The organism is Acidovorax sp. GW821-FHT09B03 (assembly GCF_059418305.1).
The window spans coordinates 116,004-131,461 of record NZ_JBWKPP010000017.1; the positions used below are offsets into that span (position 1 = coordinate 116,004).

At 69.2% G+C, this 15,458-nt stretch carries 14 protein-coding genes; 3 read left to right on the forward strand and 11 right to left on the reverse strand.

Annotated elements, in window-relative coordinates; translation table 11 throughout:
- Positions 1 to 41: 41 nt before the first annotated feature.
- The 7 genes from AC07PA_RS25155 to AC07PA_RS25185 form a co-directional block, all read right to left on the reverse strand.
- The gene (locus tag AC07PA_RS25155; protein WP_494609066.1) at positions 42 to 812 is read right to left on the reverse strand and encodes a Crp/Fnr family transcriptional regulator; all 771 of its coding nucleotides are present in this window, start codon (positions 810 to 812) and stop codon (positions 42 to 44) included.
- Positions 813 to 939: 127 nt separating this feature from the next.
- Complete coding sequence (locus AC07PA_RS25160; protein WP_494609065.1) at positions 940 to 2,058, reverse strand: DNA topoisomerase IB; 1,119 nt, start codon at positions 2,056 to 2,058, stop codon at positions 940 to 942.
- Between the two features lie 81 nt (positions 2,059 to 2,139).
- Positions 2,140 to 3,294 carry an RDD family protein gene (locus AC07PA_RS25165; RefSeq protein WP_494609064.1) on the reverse strand — a complete coding sequence of 385 codons (1,155 nt, stop codon included), beginning with the start codon at positions 3,292 to 3,294 and terminating at the stop codon, positions 2,140 to 2,142.
- A gap of 141 nt (positions 3,295 to 3,435) precedes the next feature.
- Positions 3,436 to 4,440: a glycine betaine/L-proline ABC transporter substrate-binding protein ProX gene (proX, locus tag AC07PA_RS25170; RefSeq protein WP_494609063.1), complete on the reverse strand. Its 1,005-nt coding sequence runs from the start codon at positions 4,438 to 4,440 to the stop codon at positions 3,436 to 3,438.
- Positions 4,441 to 4,469: 29 nt separating this feature from the next.
- Positions 4,470 to 5,702: a glycine betaine/L-proline ABC transporter permease ProW gene (proW, locus tag AC07PA_RS25175; protein ID WP_494609062.1), complete on the reverse strand. Its 1,233-nt coding sequence runs from the start codon at positions 5,700 to 5,702 to the stop codon at positions 4,470 to 4,472.
- Positions 5,699 to 6,946, reverse strand: a complete 1,248-nt coding sequence (gene proV, locus AC07PA_RS25180) for a glycine betaine/L-proline ABC transporter ATP-binding protein ProV (protein ID WP_007855274.1) — start codon at positions 6,944 to 6,946, stop codon at positions 5,699 to 5,701. Before proV ends, proW begins: the two co-directional genes overlap by 4 nt.
- A 531-nt stretch (positions 6,947 to 7,477) precedes the next feature.
- On the reverse strand, positions 7,478 to 8,086 hold the full coding sequence (locus AC07PA_RS25185; RefSeq protein WP_494609061.1) for a TIGR00645 family protein: 609 nt from the start codon (positions 8,084 to 8,086) through the stop codon (positions 7,478 to 7,480).
- 153 nt (positions 8,087 to 8,239) lie between these two features.
- On the opposite strand from AC07PA_RS25185, the gene acs reads away from it, so the two are divergent.
- A complete protein-coding gene (acs, locus tag AC07PA_RS25190; RefSeq protein ID WP_145696139.1) occupies positions 8,240 to 10,243 on the forward strand; it encodes an acetate--CoA ligase in 2,004 nt (667 codons plus the stop codon).
- A gap of 411 nt (positions 10,244 to 10,654) precedes the next feature.
- The gene (locus AC07PA_RS25195) at positions 10,655 to 11,125 is read left to right on the forward strand and encodes a LapA family protein (RefSeq protein ID WP_494609060.1); all 471 of its coding nucleotides are present in this window, start codon (positions 10,655 to 10,657) and stop codon (positions 11,123 to 11,125) included.
- 89 nt (positions 11,126 to 11,214) lie between these two features.
- On the opposite strand, the gene AC07PA_RS25200 is transcribed toward AC07PA_RS25195, so the two are convergent.
- On the reverse strand, positions 11,215 to 11,520 hold the full coding sequence (locus tag AC07PA_RS25200) for a c-type cytochrome (protein WP_007855278.1): 306 nt from the start codon (positions 11,518 to 11,520) through the stop codon (positions 11,215 to 11,217).
- A 121-nt stretch (positions 11,521 to 11,641) separates the two neighbouring features.
- On the opposite strand from AC07PA_RS25200, the gene AC07PA_RS25205 reads away from it, so the two are divergent.
- Positions 11,642 to 11,884 (forward strand): TIGR04438 family Trp-rich protein, encoded by a 243-nt coding sequence (locus AC07PA_RS25205; RefSeq protein ID WP_494609059.1) that lies wholly within the window; start codon positions 11,642 to 11,644, stop codon positions 11,882 to 11,884.
- A 143-nt stretch (positions 11,885 to 12,027) separates the two neighbouring features.
- Here AC07PA_RS25205 and AC07PA_RS25210 read toward each other — a convergent pair whose 3' ends face one another.
- The 3 genes from AC07PA_RS25210 to AC07PA_RS25220 are packed head-to-tail and all read right to left on the reverse strand — an operon-like array spanning position 12,028 to position 15,212.
- Positions 12,028 to 12,906, reverse strand: coding sequence for a LysR family transcriptional regulator (locus tag AC07PA_RS25210; RefSeq protein WP_007855281.1), 879 nt, complete (start codon positions 12,904 to 12,906; stop codon positions 12,028 to 12,030).
- Positions 12,907 to 12,966: 60 nt separating this feature from the next.
- Entirely contained in the window at positions 12,967 to 13,914 is a 948-nt protein-coding gene (locus tag AC07PA_RS25215; RefSeq protein WP_494609058.1) for an ornithine cyclodeaminase family protein, read from the reverse strand.
- Positions 13,911 to 15,212 (reverse strand): FAD-dependent oxidoreductase, encoded by a 1,302-nt coding sequence (locus AC07PA_RS25220; protein WP_494609057.1) that lies wholly within the window; start codon positions 15,210 to 15,212, stop codon positions 13,911 to 13,913. The genes AC07PA_RS25215 and AC07PA_RS25220 overlap by 4 nt, the downstream gene beginning before the upstream one ends.
- Positions 15,213 to 15,458: the final 246 nt, after the last annotated feature.

The window sequence follows — 15,458 nt, forward strand, 5'->3', positions numbered from 1 at the left end:
CCAGAACCGCTTCGCTGAGTTTTGTGATCCGCTCTGAGGCCTCAATCCTGGGCCAGCGATTCCTGCTGCGCCAGCGCTTCGAGCTGCGCCAGGTTGTGCACCACGATGTCGCGCTGGTGGATGCCGATGATGCCCTCGCGCTCCATCCACTTGAGCTCCATGTTGATGCGCTGGCGCGAGCCGCCCAAAAGCTGCGCCAGCTCGTCCTGCACCAGCGACAGGCCGATGGCGCCGCGCGTGCCCGGCACGGCGGCGCGCTCGCCGAAGCGGCGCAGCATGTGCAGGAGCTGCTTGGCCAGCCGTGCGCGCAGGGGCAGGGTGGCCATGTCCTCCATCATCCAGTACAGGTAGCGCATGCGCCGCGCCTGCAGGGTGAGCAGGGCTTCGCCGAACGAGGGGTGCTCGCGCAGCAGCTGGCGGAACACGGCCTCGGCCACGCTGAGCACGGTGGTCGGGCCGTGCGCGTGGGCATCGTAGGTGTTGGCACCCTGGTGCAGCACCTCGGCCTCGCCCACCCAGATGCCCGGCTCCACATAGGCCAGCGTGACCTGCTTGCCCGAGGGCGTGGTGCGCCGAAAGCGGATGGCGCCGCTGGCGCAGGTGAACCAGTCCGTCGCCAGCTTGCCCTGCTCGACGATCATCTTGCCGTGCGCGTAGCGCGTGACGCGGCCCAGGCGCAGGATGTCGTGCCGGAGCGAGGGGGTGAGCGCGGCGAACCAGCGGCCGCGGTTGATGGCGTCGCGCTCCTCCAGGCTCAGGAAGGGGCGCTGCTGCGCATTGCGGTCAACGCCGTGGCTCAGGGAATCCAGCATGGTGTGTGGCTGCTCTCGGGGCAAGTCGAAAGGGAGGACCGGCGTTTGCCGCGCTGCAGCAATTTTAGCGATGCTCCGGCGCCACGTGCTGGGCGCAGGGAACATTGGCGACAGGGCGCCTGGCGGCTTATCCCTCGCCGGGCGGCCTGTGCAGAAAGGCCAGCAGCCGCCGCTCCGCCGCGCTCAGGCCCCGGGGCGAGGCTGCGCCGCCGATGCGTTCCCACACCGACTGCATGCCCGGCCCGGCATCGGATGCCAGGCGCGAGCCCAGCTCCAGCACCGCCGGGTGCACGTACGACTTCCTGCACACGGCGGGGGTGTTGCCGAGCTGGCGCGCGACCTCGGCCAGGATGTCCTTGGCGCGGTAGGCCTGTGGCCCCGCCGGGCCCGCGCAGGCCAGGCGCGTGAGCTCCAGCGCCTGCACCGTGCCATGCCAGGTGCGGAAGTCCTTGGCGGTGAAGCGCAGGGCATCGCCGCCGGCCCGGTCGCCTCCCGTGATCTCGGCCAGGTAATCGTTCACATCGCCCGAGCCTACGGCATGGGGCTGGCCTTCTTCGTCTTCGTACTGGAACAGCTCCTGCCCCGGCAGCTGCTGGCAGCGGCGCACCACGCGGGCCACGCGCGGGTCGTCCAGCTCAGCCTGCTGCGGCACGCCGCTCTTGCCCCGGAAGCTCAAGGTGAGCTTGCTGCCGTGCAGCCTGGCATGGCGTGTGCGCAGCGTCGTCAGGCCGAAGGAGTTGTTGCTGCTGGCGTATTCCTCGTTGCCCACGCGCACGAAGGTGGTGTCCAGCAGGCGCACCAGCGTGGCCAGCACCAGGGTGCGCGACAGGGCCTTGCCGCGCACGCCTTGCCTCAGGTCCCGTGCGACACGCGCACGGATGCGCGGCAGCGCGCGGCCAAAGGCCTGCATGCGGCCAAACTTGCTTTCGTCGCGCTGCATGCGCCAGTCGGGGTGGTAGCGGTACTGCAGCCGGCCGCGTGCGTCCAGGCCGGTGGCCTGCAGGTGGCCATTGGGTAGCGGACAGATCCACACGCTGGTATAGGCCGGGGGAATCGCCAGTTTGTTGATGCGCGCCACCTCGTCGGGGTCCACCACCCACTGGCCGTCGGGGCTGCGGTAGCGAAAGGCCTTGCCGCGCTTCACGCGCGTGAGGCCGGGCATGGCAGTGCTCACATAGCGCAGGCCACCCGGCAGGCGGGGACGGGATGGAGTGGTCTTGCGGGGGGACGGAGCAGGCGACGACATGCCCCGATCACACCGCGGCCCGCCGCTACCGGCCGTAGGAATCCGCTCGGCTCCGGCGTGGGACGGGGCCGCGCGGCCGGGTTACTTTGCCGCGCCCGCCACGGCGTGGCGGCAGCCGAAGGACAGGTTCTCGCGGGCGATGTCGTCGCTGCCGCACTGCCACTTGCCCAGGTCGCTCTGGCCCTTGCGCTTCTTCATCGTGGGCATGTAGACCAGGTGCTTGCCGTCCAGTGGCTCGCCCGCACCGTCCGCAATGGTCAGGCGCACCACGCCATTGGCGGGCTCGATGGCCAGTGCCTTGAAGCCTGCCGGCAACTGCCCGGCCTGGGTGATGCCGATGGCCGCGGCATTGGCTGGGAAGCCGCCGCTGCTGCGGTAGTGGTTCTCCACCAGCTGCAGCACGGGGCGTGCAGCCTTGTCCAGCTGGCGCACCTGTTCGCGGTGCGGGTTGGCGGGCTCGTCGCCCTGGTTCCACAGCGCCACGGCCACCATGATCGCGAAACTGAAGGCCGACAAGGCGCCCAGCACCACCATCGTCTTGAGGAACCAGCCGGGGCCGCGTTCCAGTGCCACGGCCTTCTGGATGGCGGTGTCGCTGGCGCGGCTGGAGACCACGAAGGTGCCGGTCATCGAGCTGTGCAGGCCGCGCTCGCCGAACAGGGCCGTGAGCACGCGGTGCAGCAGGAAGGGGATGGCCAGCGTGAGACCCAGGGTCAGCGTGTACTTGAGGAAATGCCGCAACATGGAACGCATGACGCCGGGGCGTCCGCCCGTGGCCGTGGCGACGCGCATGCCCAGCAGGCGCTTGCCTGGGGAGCCCGCGCCCATGGCGTCCATCAGCGCGGGCGAGAACAGGCCCAGCACGGCCAGCGCCAGTGCGGCCGGATAGGCGGCGTTGGGCGCCGCGTCGAAGGCGGGGCGGGCGAACACCCAGGCCAGCACCATCGCAATCGGCAGCACCAGCATCAGCAGCCCGTCGATCAGCGTGGCGCCCAGGCGCGCCAGGGTGCCGGGAAACACCTCGACCAGCTCGGCCTGGTGCGCCTGCGCGGGCGCGGGCCGGGGGGCTGGCGCGGGCGGCTTGGCCGTGGGGAAGGCGAACGGGGCTGGTGCCGGTGCTGCGCCTGCCTGCGTGCCAGCCACCGGCAGCGGGGCCTGGCAGCTGAAGCACTGGGTGTAGGAAGCGTGGTTCTGCCAGTTGCAGCGCGGGCATTGCATGGTGGTGCGGCAGGCCATCGGCGATGGCCGGCAAGGGTGGGTCGAAGCGGCCGGATTATGCGGCGCGCGCCCTGCCGGCTGCGGCGTGCCATCGGCACTTGTGGCCTGCACGACACACACTCACCCGAAAGAGTGAGACATTCCGCACGACTTGCCGATTTATCGGGATGCTGCCAGCGCCTGCGCGATCCAGCCATCGAAGGTGGCCTGGTGCGCGCGGATCCAGCCGTCCGCATGGCGTGCCAGGTCGGCCGGGCGGTTCTGCCCGTCGCGCATGGCCAGGTTCTGGGCATTGATGTCGCCCACGGGCAGCTGCATCAGCTCGAACAGCTTCGCGGCTGCCGGGTTCTGGTCGGTGAACTGCCGGTTGGCCACGATGCGCTGCTGGTTGGGGATGAAGCCATAGTTGCGGCCGTTGGGCAGCTCCGTGTCCACCCCTGCCTGATCGCCCGGCAGCGCCGAGTGCGGTACCTGCAGCCACACCACCTCCTGCCCGGGGCGCAGCACGCCGCTGACCCAGTAGGGCGTCCAGGTGTAGTACAGGATGGGCTGGCCCTGGCGGAAGCGGGCGATGGTGTCGGCAATCAGCGCCGAGTAGCTGCCTTGCACGTGGGTCACGGTGTTGCGCAGCCCGTAGGCGGTGAGCTGGTGTTCGATCACGCCTTCGCAGCCCCAGCCGGGCGTGCAGCCCGTGAGGTCGGCCTTGCCATCGCCGTTGGTATCGAACAGTTGGGCGAGCTTGGGGTCCTTGAGCTGGTCGATGCGGGTGATGCCGTATTGGTCGGCTGTTTTCTTGTCGATCAGGTAGCCCTGCACGGCGTTCTGCGAGTAGCTGCCGGTGCGCGAGAGCCTGGCGTCGCCCCCGGCGTTCTTGTAGAAGTCGGCGTGCAGCGGGTCCCAGTGGTTGGCCATGTAGGTGGCATCGCCCTGAGCGATGGCCACGTGCGCCGTGGGGTACTCGACCTCCTTGCTGGGCTGCACGGTGTAGCCCAGCTTTTCGAGCGCGCGGCCCACCAGCAGGGTCTGAAAGCTTTCTTCGGCAATGGAGCTTTGCAGCGGTTGCACGGTAACGCCCTTGCCGGGCAGGTCGCCTTGCGCGTGTGCCCCGCCGGCCAGGGCGAGGGCGGCCAGCACGGCGGCGATGCGGTGGTTCTTGAATGCCATGGATGGGTTCCTTGTCTGTCTGTGGGCGTTCAGTGCCCGGCACGTGCCAGGGCTGCCGGGGCGGGCGATGCATCGCCTTGCGGCGGGGCGCCGGCGGGCCGCGCCAGGCGTGCCACCAGGCGCAGCGCCAGTCCCACGGGGCCCCTGTGCCACCAGCGGCGTGCACCGCGGCACGGCCGGCCCAGTGCCTGGGTGATGCGGTCCAGCGTGATGGCCAGCAGCACGATGCCCAGGCCGCCCACGGTGGCCAGGCCCATGTCGAGGCGGCCGATGCCGCGCAGCACCATCTGCCCCAGGCCTCCCACGGCGATCATCGAGGCGATGACCACCATGGACAGCGACAGCATCAGCGCCTGGTTGATGCCGGCCATGATGGAGGGCATGGCCAGCGGCAACTGCACCTTCACCAGCATCTGCAGCGGCGAGGCGCCGTAGGCGCGCGAGGCCTCGATCAGGTCGGGCCGCACCTGGCGCAGGCCCAGGTTGGTCAGGCGCACCAGCGGCGGCAGCGCGAAGACGATGGTGACCACCACGCCCGGCACGTTGCCGATGCCCAGCAGCATCACCACCGGCACCAGGTAGACGAAGGCCGGCGTAGTCTGCATGGCATCAAGCAGTGGGCGCAGGAGGCGCTGTGCGCGGTCACTGCTGGCCAGCACGATGCCCAGGGGCAGCCCGATCAGCACGCAGAAGGCCAGCGAGGTGAGCACCAGCGACAGCGTGACCATGGCCTCGGGCCAGATGCCGAGCAGCGCCACCAGTGCCAGCGACACCACCGTGCCCAGCGCCAGCGCACGGCCGGCGAACTGCCAGGCCAGCAGGCCGGCCAGCACGACCATGGCGGGTGCGGGCAGGCTGGTGAGCAGGCCCTCCACGCCGTTGAGTGTGCCGTCGATGGGCGCGCGCACGCTCTGGAAGAAGGGGCGCAAATGCGCCACCGCCCAGGTCAGTCCCTGGTTGATCCAGTCCTCCACGGGCAGGGAGCCGTCGAACAGCTGGTGCAGGGGCTGGCCGCCCGTGGCCGACGGATCCACGGCTGCCGCGATGTCGACTGGTGGCGTGGGCGTGTTGATGAGCCAGTCGGTGGACGCCGCGCCGCCGTCGCCGGCCTGCATGGAGGCCTGCCAGGGATCGACGAAGGGCGCGGGTTGCGGCAGGGCGGTGGTGGCATCGCCGGCCCACGGGCTGGCGTCGGTCTGCAGGGGCAGGGATGCTTCCCGCTCCATGGCGGGGAGCGTGGCGTTCAGGGTCGTCTCGGTCATGCGGGGCTCCCGGTGGTGGCGGTGGAGGGGGTGGTGGCAGGAAGGGGCGGCGTGTCCCGGTCCAGAAAGCGCAGCAGCGTGGTCTTGCTGATGGCGCCGCGAAAGCGCCCGTCCGCGTCCACCACGGGCAGCGCGCACGGGGCCTGGGCCACCTGGCCGAACAGGTCGGCCACAGGGGCCTGTGCGGCAATGGGCTCCACCACGCCAATGTAGGCATGCTGCAGCCCCAGCGGCCCGGTGTGGCCGCGCAGGGCCGTGCGCAGCGAATCGGCCGACACGGTGCCCAGGTACTGCCGGGTGGGGCTGAGCACGTAGGCGAAGTCGTCGTCATGCCCCTCGATGAGCTGCAGCGCCGCGCGGGCGCCCCGGTCGCTGTGCTCGTTCACCACCGTGAGGCGCTTGCGCGCGATGTCGCCGGCCTTGAACACGGCGGCCGCGTCCACCCCGCGCACGAAGCTGCGCACGTAGGCGTTGGCCGGGTTGCGCAAAATCTCGTCGGGCGTGCCCACCTGCACCACCTCGCCATCCTTCATGATGGCGATGCGGTCGCCGATGCGCATGGCCTCGTCCAGGTCGTGCGAGATGAAGACGATGGTGCGCCGGCGCACCTGCTGCAGGCGCAGCAGCTCGCTCTGCATCTCGGTGCGGATGATGGGGTCCAAGGCAGAGAAGGCCTCGTCCATGAGCAGGATGGACGGGTCGCTGGCCAGTGCCCGCGCCAGGCCCACGCGCTGCTGCATGCCGCCAGAGAGTTCGTCGGGGTAGCTTGCGCCCCAGCCCGCCAGGCCCACCTGGTCCAATGCCAGGGCGGCCTGTCGCTCGCGCTCGGCCCGGCCCACGCCGGCCAGCGCGAGCCCGAAGGCGGCGTTGTCCAGCACCGTCAGGTGCGGCATGAGCGCGAAGGACTGGAAGACCATGCTGATGTCCTTGCGGCGCAGGGCGCGCAGCGCGCGGCCGCCCAGGGCGTTGATGTCCTCGCCGTCCACCAGGATGCGGCCGGCCGTGGGCTCGATCAGGCGGTTGAGCATGCGCACCAGGGTGGACTTGCCCGAGCCCGACAGGCCCATGACGACGAAGATCTCGCCGGCCGCGATGGTGAAACTGGCGTCGAAGACGCCGATGGACTGGCCGGTCTGCGCCAGGATGTCTTTCTTGTCCAGGCCCTGGCGGGCCAGGTCCAGCGCGGTCTGCGGCGCGTCGCCGAAAACCTTGAACACATGCTCGATGGTGATTTGCTTGGCCATGTGGTGGGTCCTTCCTCGGTGGGTGACGGGTGGAACAGCACGCCCGGCCACCCGCAGGTGGCCCAGGCTCGGTCGACGGCCGAAAAAGCGAAGCCCTGATGCGGCAGCCGACCCGGCGCACAGGCGCAGGGCACAAAGGCAGGGATGGGTACGGCAGGTACCCGGATCGGCCCGGATGGCACGCGAGGTGGTGCGCAAGGGCCTGGGAGTCGGCGCGGCACCGCAGGGGGTGTTTGAGCGCCGAAAGATGATGCATCAGGGCCGGAGATCCGGCCATGGCGTCGGGGGCTGTCCGTCAACAGGTTTCAGCCGTCCCGACAGGGAGATTCACCCCGTGGAAGGGTGAATTACCTGCGTTGCAGGTTGTAAAACACCCATGAATTATAGGCATTCAGTGTGTTTATGTCGAAAGTGCGGGCTTTTCGGGCGGTGGTATACGCGGGCGCAGTGCGTGCAGCGCGTACGGCGCCCACGAAAAAGCCCCGCTGGGCCTGCGCTGGCAGGCCCGTGCGGGGCTTTTGGGGGAGGCGGTCAGTGCTTGGCGGGCGGTGCGCTGTGCGCCATCAGGCGGTCCGTCGCGGCGATGGCCAGTGCGCTCAGCAGGAACACCACGTGGATGATGGTCTGCCACATCAGCACCTTGAGGTCGTAGTTGGCGGCGTTGATGAAGGTCTTGAGCAGGTGGATGGAGCTGATGCCGATGATGGCGGTGGCCAGCTTGACCTTGAGCACCGAGGCGTTCACGTGGCTCAGCCATTCGGGCTGGTCGGGGTGGTCTTCCAGGTGCAGGCGCGAGACGAAGGTCTCGTATCCGCCCACGATCACCATGATCAACAGGTTGGAGATCATCACCACGTCGATCAGCGCCAGCACCACCAGCATGATGATGGTTTCGTTGAGCGCGGTCACGTCCACGTCGCTCTTGTAGCCGATGCTGGACACCAGCGATTTGAGCGCCGCCGTGTTGCCGAAGGCGGCCTCGATCAGGTGCACCAGCTCCACCCAGAAGTGGAACACGTACACCGCCTGCGCCAGGATCAGGCCCAGGTACAGGGGCAGCTGCAGCCAGCGGCTGGCAAAGATCAGCGAGGGCAGGGGGCGCATGGGCGCGGGAGTCAGGGGCGGCTTGGGGGCGGACATAAAGTGGGGGTGTTGGGGAGACGCGCGATTTTAGGGTGTCTCCCGAAGTGGCCTGTGACAGGAGCTGTAAGCTTCGTGCCAGTCAGTGGCTTGTAAGTGCCGCGCAGGACAGTACCGGCCAAATCAATTCCATCAGACCCAGGAGACAACAAGATGAGTGCAGCATCCACCTCTACATCGGCAATCGAGTCCGTGCTGGTTGAAAACCGTGTGTTCCCCCCGTCGGATGCCATCGTCCGCGCGGCCCGGGTCTCCGGCATGGCAGGGTACGACGCCCTGTGCGCCGAGGCCGACAAGGACTTCGAAGGCTTCTGGGCGCGCCTGGCGCGCGAGAACGTGCAGTGGACCCGGCCCTTCACGCGCACGCTCGACGAATCCAATGCCCCCTTCTTCAAGTGGTTCGACGATGGCGAGCTCAATGCCAGCGCCAACTGCCTGGACCGCCATATCGGCACGCCCACCGAGAACAAGGACGCGATCATCTTCGAGGCCGACGACGGCACGGTGACCCGCGTGACCTACAAGGAGCTCCTGACCCGCGTCAGCCAGTTCGCGAATGCGCTCAAGGCCCATGGCGTGCAAAAGGGCGACCGCGTGCTGATCTACATGCCCATGACGGTGGAGGGCGTGATCGCCATGCAGGCCTGCGCCCGCATCGGCGCCACGCACAGCGTGGTGTTCGGCGGCTTCAGCGCCAAGGCCGTGCAGGAGCGCATCATCGACGCGGGTGCCGTGGCCGTGATCACCGCCAACTACCAGATGCGCGGTGGCAAGGAGCTGCCGCTCAAGGCCATCATCGACGAGGCCCTGGCCGCCGGCGGCTGCGACACCATCCGCAACGTCTTCGTCTACCAGCGCACGCCCACGGCCTGCAACATGGTGGCCGGGCGCGACAAGACCTTCACCGAGGCCCTGGAAGGCCAGAGCACCGACTGCCCGCCCGTGGCCGTGGGGGCAGAGCACCCGCTGTTCATCCTGTACACCAGCGGCTCCACCGGTAAGCCCAAGGGCGTGCAACACAGCACCGGCGGCTACCTGCTGTGGGCCAAGCTCACCATGGACTGGACCTTCGACCTGCGCCCGGACGACATCTTCTGGTGCACGGCCGACATCGGCTGGATCACCGGCCACACCTACGTGGCCTACGGTCCGCTCGCAGCCGGCGCCACGCAGATCATCTTCGAGGGCATCCCGACCTTCCCGAACGCCGGGCGCTTCTGGCAGATGATCGAAAAGCACAAATGCACGATCTTCTACACGGCCCCCACTGCCATCCGCTCGCTCATCAAGGCTGCCGAGGGCGATGCCGCCGTGCACCCCGCGCGCTCGGACCTGTCGAGCCTGCGCATCCTGGGCAGCGTGGGCGAGCCGATCAACCCCGAAGCCTGGATGTGGTACCACAAGAACGTGGGCGGCGAGCGCTGCCCCATCGTGGACACCTTCTGGCAGACCGAGACCGGCGGCCATGTCATCACCCCGCTGCCCGGCGCCACGCCGCTGGTGCCCGGCAGCTGCACGCTGCCACTGCCCGGCATCGCCGCCGCCATCGTCGATGAGGTGGGCAACGACATCGCCAACGGCACGGGCGGCATCCTGGTCATCAAGCGCCCCTGGCCGAGCATGATCCGCACCATCTGGAACGACCCCGAGCGCTTCAAGAAGGCCTACTTCCCCGAAGAGCTCAAGGGCTACTACCTGGCCGGCGACGGCGCCGTGCGCAGCGCCGACCGCGGCTACTTCCGCATCACCGGCCGCATCGACGACGTGCTCAACGTCTCGGGCCACCGCATGGGCACCATGGAGATCGAGTCGGCCCTGGTCTCCAAGACCGACCTGGTGGCCGAAGCCGCCGTGGTGGGCCGCCCCGACGACGTGACCGGCGAGGCCATCTGCGCCTTCGTCGTGCTCAAGCGCTCGCGCCCCACCGGCGAAGAGGCCAAGCAGATCGCCAACGAGCTGCGCGCCTGGGTCGCCAAGGAAATCGGCCCCATCGCCAAGCCCAAGGACATCCGCTTCGGCGACAACCTGCCCAAGACCCGCAGCGGCAAGATCATGCGCCGGCTGCTGCGCAGCATCGCCAAGGGGGAGGCGATCACGCAGGACACGAGCACGTTGGAGAATCCGGCAATCCTGGATCAATTGGCCCAGACCAATTGATCCAGGAAGGCGCCGCGTAAGCGGCGCCTGCGCGCAGCGCTTGCCGGATTCGGGGACACTCATATCGCCGAAGGCAATGTGATGTGGCCACAGAACCCCGTTGTTCATCCACCGCGCGTGGTCGAAGCACCTTTTTGACGTTGCGAAGCCTTTCGGGTCCCGCGGGCCCGACTGCCCCTTCCGGAGCGCTTTCCTCCCTCCCTCTCTTTTTCGTTTCGGGACGCTTCGCAACTTTTTTATCCCGGCCACCGGCCGCCGCGCGGCGGCCTGGCAGCCACCCCTGTAGGACAGCTTCGGCAAACCGCTGCAAGGACTGTGTTTGCAGCCCCGCATGGGTTACAACCCGTTCAACGCGCCGCCGGCCATGAGGGCCGGTGGGCGATGCGTGCAACGAACGAACGGAGCTTTACCATGCAATTACGATCCATCGTGCTGCTGCTGACCATGCTGGCGATTGCTGTGCTGGCGGCTCTCAACTGGGCCGCGCTGTCTGCCCCCGTGCCAGTGTCCCTGGGCCTGACCACGCTGGAGGCGCCCCTGGGCCTGCTCATGCTGGGGCTCACGGCCTTGCTGGCCGTCGTGGGTGTGGCCTACGTGCTGTCGCTGCAGGGCTCGGTGCTGCTGGAGACACGCCGCCACACCAAGGAGCTGCAGGCCCAGCGCGAGCTGGCCGACAAGGCCGAGGCTTCGCGATTCACCGAGCTGCGCAGCTTTCTGGAAACCCAGCAGCAGCAAACGCATACCGCCCTGCTGGCCCGGCTGGACCACCTCGAAACCCGCCTGGCCGCCCGAGCCCAGGAGTCCGACAACACCACCGCTGCCTACGTGGGGCAACTGGAGCAGCAACTGCGCGTGCGCGGTGCCGACATGAACCTCGTGTAACACGGCCTGTACCAAGGTGCCAGAAGCACAACAGCCGCCCCACTGGCACAGTGAGGCGGCTGTTGCGTAGGGGGCGCAGAGCGGTGGGCTTACTTGACCGTCAGCACCCAGGCCGCCAGTTTCTTCGCATCGGCCTCGTTCACCTGGGCATTGGCGGGCATGGGCACGGGGCCCCACACGCCACCGCCCCCTTTCATGATCTTGCCCGCGAGCTTGTCCACGGCATCCTTCTGGCCCGCATACTTGGCGGCCACTTCCTTGTAAGAGGGGCCCACCACCTTCTTGTCCATGGCATGGCAGGCCATGCAGCTCTTGGCCGTGGCCAGCGCCAGGTCGGCCATGGCGGGGCCCGCCACCGACAGCGAAAGGGCCAATGTGATCAGAGTGCGCTTCATGGTGGGGATTTTCCTGTGGGGTTGGGTTACAGTTCTTTTAACGGAATTGTAGTGACTTGGGTTGACCTGCTGCCCCGCAGGCCGCCAAGTCCCTGCGCCCCCGTATTGATTGGAGAATGCTATGTACATACTTGCCATCGCCGTGATCCTGACGGCACTCAAATACCTTGAAATCGGCCCCGTGGCCAACATGTCGTGGTGGGTGATCCTGGGCTTCTATGGAGCCACCATCGTCTGGTGGGCCTGGGCCGACGGCACGGGCTATACCAAGCGCAAGGCCATGGAGCGCATGGCAGAGCGCAAGCAGGCTCGCATCGACAAGCACAAGGAAGCGCTGGGCATGTCGACGCGCAAGCCGCGCTGACGGCCGCCCGCCCCCCGCGGGGGATGTTCCCCCGGGCTTGGCCCTGGCCCGCCCGCGCGGGTGTCTCCCGCGCACTACCAAAGCCCGTACCGCGGAGGGACGGGCTTTTTTCATGCCTGCAGTAGCCGGCAGCGGACCATCCACTACCCCAAGGCCCGCCCCATCTCCTCCACCAGCGCACCGGCCGCCGCGCTCCAGGGCAGGTCCCGCGAGCGCAGCGCATAGGCCACCGTGCCCACCTCCGGTGCCAGGGGGCGCACCTGCAGGCCGGGGTGGCGCCGGGCGTACCAGGCCGACCAGTTGTCCACCAGGGCCCAGCCCAGGCCTTGAGCGGCCATTTCGATGGCGGCGTGGTAGCTGGCGGTGGTGATGCGCGCGGCAGGCGCCACGCCATGGGCGTCGTAGGCCATGTGCAGCTGGCGACCGATGGGGTCGGCCGGGTCCAGGTCGATCAGCGGGTGGTCGGCCAGGGCCTGCAGGGGGACGGGGCCATCGCCGGGCGGCAGGTCCAGGCCCACGCAGGCCACGCGGCCGCGGCCGATGGGCAGGTCCACCGCGGCGGGGTGGTTCGAGGGCTCCAGGGCAAAGCCCAGGTCGGCCTCGCGGCGCACGATGGCGTCGGCGATCTGGCGCGAGTGCAGGGTGCGAAAGGTCAGGCGCACGTCCGGGTAGGCGCGGTTCCAGCGGCCCAGGGCCTGGGGCAGCACCTCCATCGACAGCCCGGGCACGCACAGCAGGCGCAGCACCGTGTCGGAGCCGGCACCGAGGTTGGCCGCGCTGCGGCGCACGGCATCGAGCTGGCCGAAGAGCTGCTCCACCTCGGGGAACAGGCGCCGGGCTTCCACCGTGGGCGTGAGCCGGCCGCGCACGCGCTGGAACAGCGTGACACCGATGCTCTGCTCGGCTTGCTGCAGCAGCCGCGAGGCCGCGGGCTGGGTGATGTGCAAGGTGTCGGCCGCGCCCTTGACGGTGCCGGCGCGCATCACGGCATAGAAGATCTCGATGTGGCGGATGCGGAACATGGGCACAGAGCGTAACAGGCGCGCGGGGTGCCGGCGCCCCAGGGGAGGGGGCCGGCCGCCTCAGGCGCCGCCGTGTTGCGCTTGCCAGGCCTTCCAGACCAGGGCTGCGGCCGCCAGGTCGGTCAGGCCCACGCCCACCGACTTGAAGACCACGACCTCGCTGTCGGACTGCCGCCAGAGGGCGTCTGCCGCGCCCAGTTCCACCAGGTCGACGATGCGCTCGGGTGGCAGCACGCCATGGGCCTGGCCGGTCACCACCTCGCCGGCCTCGATCAGGCTCTGGGGCTTCCATTCCACGATGAGGCGGGCCGCGCGCGCCAGGGTGGCATCGTCGAGCTCGCTGCCCGTGGGCAGGCTGGTGCCCACGGCGATCACGGTAGCGCCGGGCTTCAGGCGGTTGCCGTCGAACACCGGGGTCTTGGATCGGGTGGCGGTGACGATGACGTCCGCCCCTTCCACGGCGGCATCGGCCGCCATGGCGCGCACCGGCCGTTGCCAGCGCTGCGCTGCCTGGGCGCAGAAATCCGTGGTATCGCCCACGCCGACCACGCGCACCTCGTCAAAGGGCTGCTCGGCCATCAGGGCGTCCAGGTGGGCGCTGCCCTGCACACCGGTGCCGAACAGGGCCAGCACGCGGCGCCCGGTGGCCAGCCGCGACACGGCATGCACCGACAGCGCCGGCGTGCGAAAGCGGGTGATCTCGTTGCCCTGCACGGTGGCCAGGGGGCGGCCCGTTGCCGTGTCGAACAGGTTGCAGACGAAATCGAAGCGGCCCGCCACGGTGCCATAGGTCTTGACGGCGGCCAGGCCTTCGTCGAGCCAGACGGCGCCCATGGCACTGAGCCGGAAGGCGCCGCATTCGATGCGGGTGCGTGCCTGGATCTGCGCCGTGCCCGCTGCCAGGCTGGCGAAGGCGCGCGCGATGGACTCGCGCACCGTGGGTACGCTCAGGTGCTTGGCCACGAAGGCGTCGTCGATGAAAGGGAGGTACGTGTTGTCGTTGCTCATGCGTTGCCCGCTGCCAGTGCGGCTGAAGAAGAGAAATGGGAGGCCGGGGCCTTACCCTCGAAGTGCGCCGCCAGCCGCTCGGCAGAACCGAAGGCCAGCGTGAAGCCCAGGGCGCCCTGGCCGGAGTTGACGAACAGGTTGCGCAAGCCACCGGCGCGGCCAATGCACGGCAGCCCGGTGGGGGTGGCCGGGCGCAGGCCGGCCCAGGGGCGCACGTCGCCCGGCGTGCCGCGCAGGCCGAACAACTGGCGCACGCTGTCCACCAGCAAGGCGATGCGGCCGTGGTCGATGCGTGTGTCCTGGCCCACCAGCTCGGCAAATCCGGCCACGCGCAGCCGGCGCGTGGGGCCCGTGCCCAGCGGTGCGAACACGGTCTTGGTGGCGGTGTCGGTGAGGCTGGTGGCGGGCATGCGCACGATGTGCCCGGCCGCCACGTCGATGCTGTAGCCCTTGAGCGGCTGGATGGACACGCTGCCGCCCACGCCCAGAGGGCGCAGCAGCCCGGGAGTCTGCGCCCCGGCCGCCACCACGCAGGCATCGAAGGCAATGCGCTGCTGCGTGCCGTCGTGCTCGGCAAGCAGGCCCCGGGGCTCGCTGTCCTGGCGGTCCCAGGCGAGAAAGCGATGGTTCCACAGCGCGGTGAAGCGCGGGCCGCTGGCCAGTTCGTCGGCCAGCGCGGTGCACACCCTGGCGCAGTCGGCCACTTCCTCGCTCGGGGTCCAGATGCCGCCCGCCAGCGTTGCGGCGGGGTCCAGCGCAGGCTCGTGCGCGCAGCATTCCGCGCCCGTCAGCACCTGCTGCAGGGGGCCGTGCATGGCCTGCTGCAGCTGCACCTGGCGGCTGGCAGACTCCAGGCCTGCGGCACTGCGGTACAGCACCAGCTTGCCCTGCGTGGCATGCTCGATGCGCGCCGCCGGGACGTTCGCGCGCCAATGCTGGAAGGCGCTGTGGCTGTCACCGGCCAGGTGCAGCAACTGGCGCGTGGTGGCATCGGCGCGGGCCTGTGTGCAGGCGGCCATGAACTGCAGGCACCAGCGCCATGCAGCCGGGTCCAGCCCCGGGCGCAGGCGCAGCGGCGATGACGGCGAGAGCAGCAGCGACGGCAGCTGCGCAAAGATGGACGGCGCCGCCAGCGGCGCCACATAGGCATAGCTCAGCTGCGCGCCGTTCTGCGCGCTGGCACCACCGGCCGGGCCGGGGCCCTGGTCCAGCAACACCACCTCGTGGCCCCTGGCGACGAGGGCCCGCGCCGTTGTCAACCCGACGATGCCGCCACCGATCACTGCAATACGCAACAACGCCTGCTCCTTGGTACAAAAAGAGCCCGCATCATCGGCGTGGCCTGCGGCGGCGTCGATTGCCGGAATGCCGATGGCCCATGCCCTGGCGGCATACCTTTCCTGCGGCGGTGCGCCTGCACCAGGACGGTGCCTGCAGGCGTATGCCGCCAAGGCATACACCATGGCGAAATTGCTACTCGCGGCGCGGCGGCCGGGCCCGTACATTGCGAGTGTTCGCAGACCCCCTTACAACACTTCCGGAGA

Coding starts and splice junctions, on each gene's coding strand:
- AC07PA_RS25155 (WP_494609066.1), bottom strand. CDS start 812: ATGCTGGATTCCCTGAGCCACGGCGTTGACCGCAATGCGCAGCAGCGC.
- AC07PA_RS25160 (WP_494609065.1), bottom strand. CDS start 2,058: ATGTCGTCGCCTGCTCCGTCCCCCCGCAAGACCACTCCATCCCGTCCC.
- AC07PA_RS25165 (WP_494609064.1), bottom strand. CDS start 3,294: ATGGCCTGCCGCACCACCATGCAATGCCCGCGCTGCAACTGGCAGAAC.
- proX (WP_494609063.1), bottom strand. CDS start 4,440: ATGGCATTCAAGAACCACCGCATCGCCGCCGTGCTGGCCGCCCTCGCC.
- proW (WP_494609062.1), bottom strand. CDS start 5,702: ATGACCGAGACGACCCTGAACGCCACGCTCCCCGCCATGGAGCGGGAA.
- proV (WP_007855274.1), bottom strand. CDS start 6,946: ATGGCCAAGCAAATCACCATCGAGCATGTGTTCAAGGTTTTCGGCGAC.
- AC07PA_RS25185 (WP_494609061.1), bottom strand. CDS start 8,086: ATGTCCGCCCCCAAGCCGCCCCTGACTCCCGCGCCCATGCGCCCCCTG.
- acs (WP_145696139.1), top strand. CDS start 8,240: ATGAGTGCAGCATCCACCTCTACATCGGCAATCGAGTCCGTGCTGGTT.
- AC07PA_RS25195 (WP_494609060.1), top strand. CDS start 10,655: ATGCAATTACGATCCATCGTGCTGCTGCTGACCATGCTGGCGATTGCT.
- AC07PA_RS25200 (WP_007855278.1), bottom strand. CDS start 11,520: ATGAAGCGCACTCTGATCACATTGGCCCTTTCGCTGTCGGTGGCGGGC.
- AC07PA_RS25205 (WP_494609059.1), top strand. CDS start 11,642: ATGTACATACTTGCCATCGCCGTGATCCTGACGGCACTCAAATACCTT.
- AC07PA_RS25210 (WP_007855281.1), bottom strand. CDS start 12,906: ATGTTCCGCATCCGCCACATCGAGATCTTCTATGCCGTGATGCGCGCC.
- AC07PA_RS25215 (WP_494609058.1), bottom strand. CDS start 13,914: ATGAGCAACGACAACACGTACCTCCCTTTCATCGACGACGCCTTCGTG.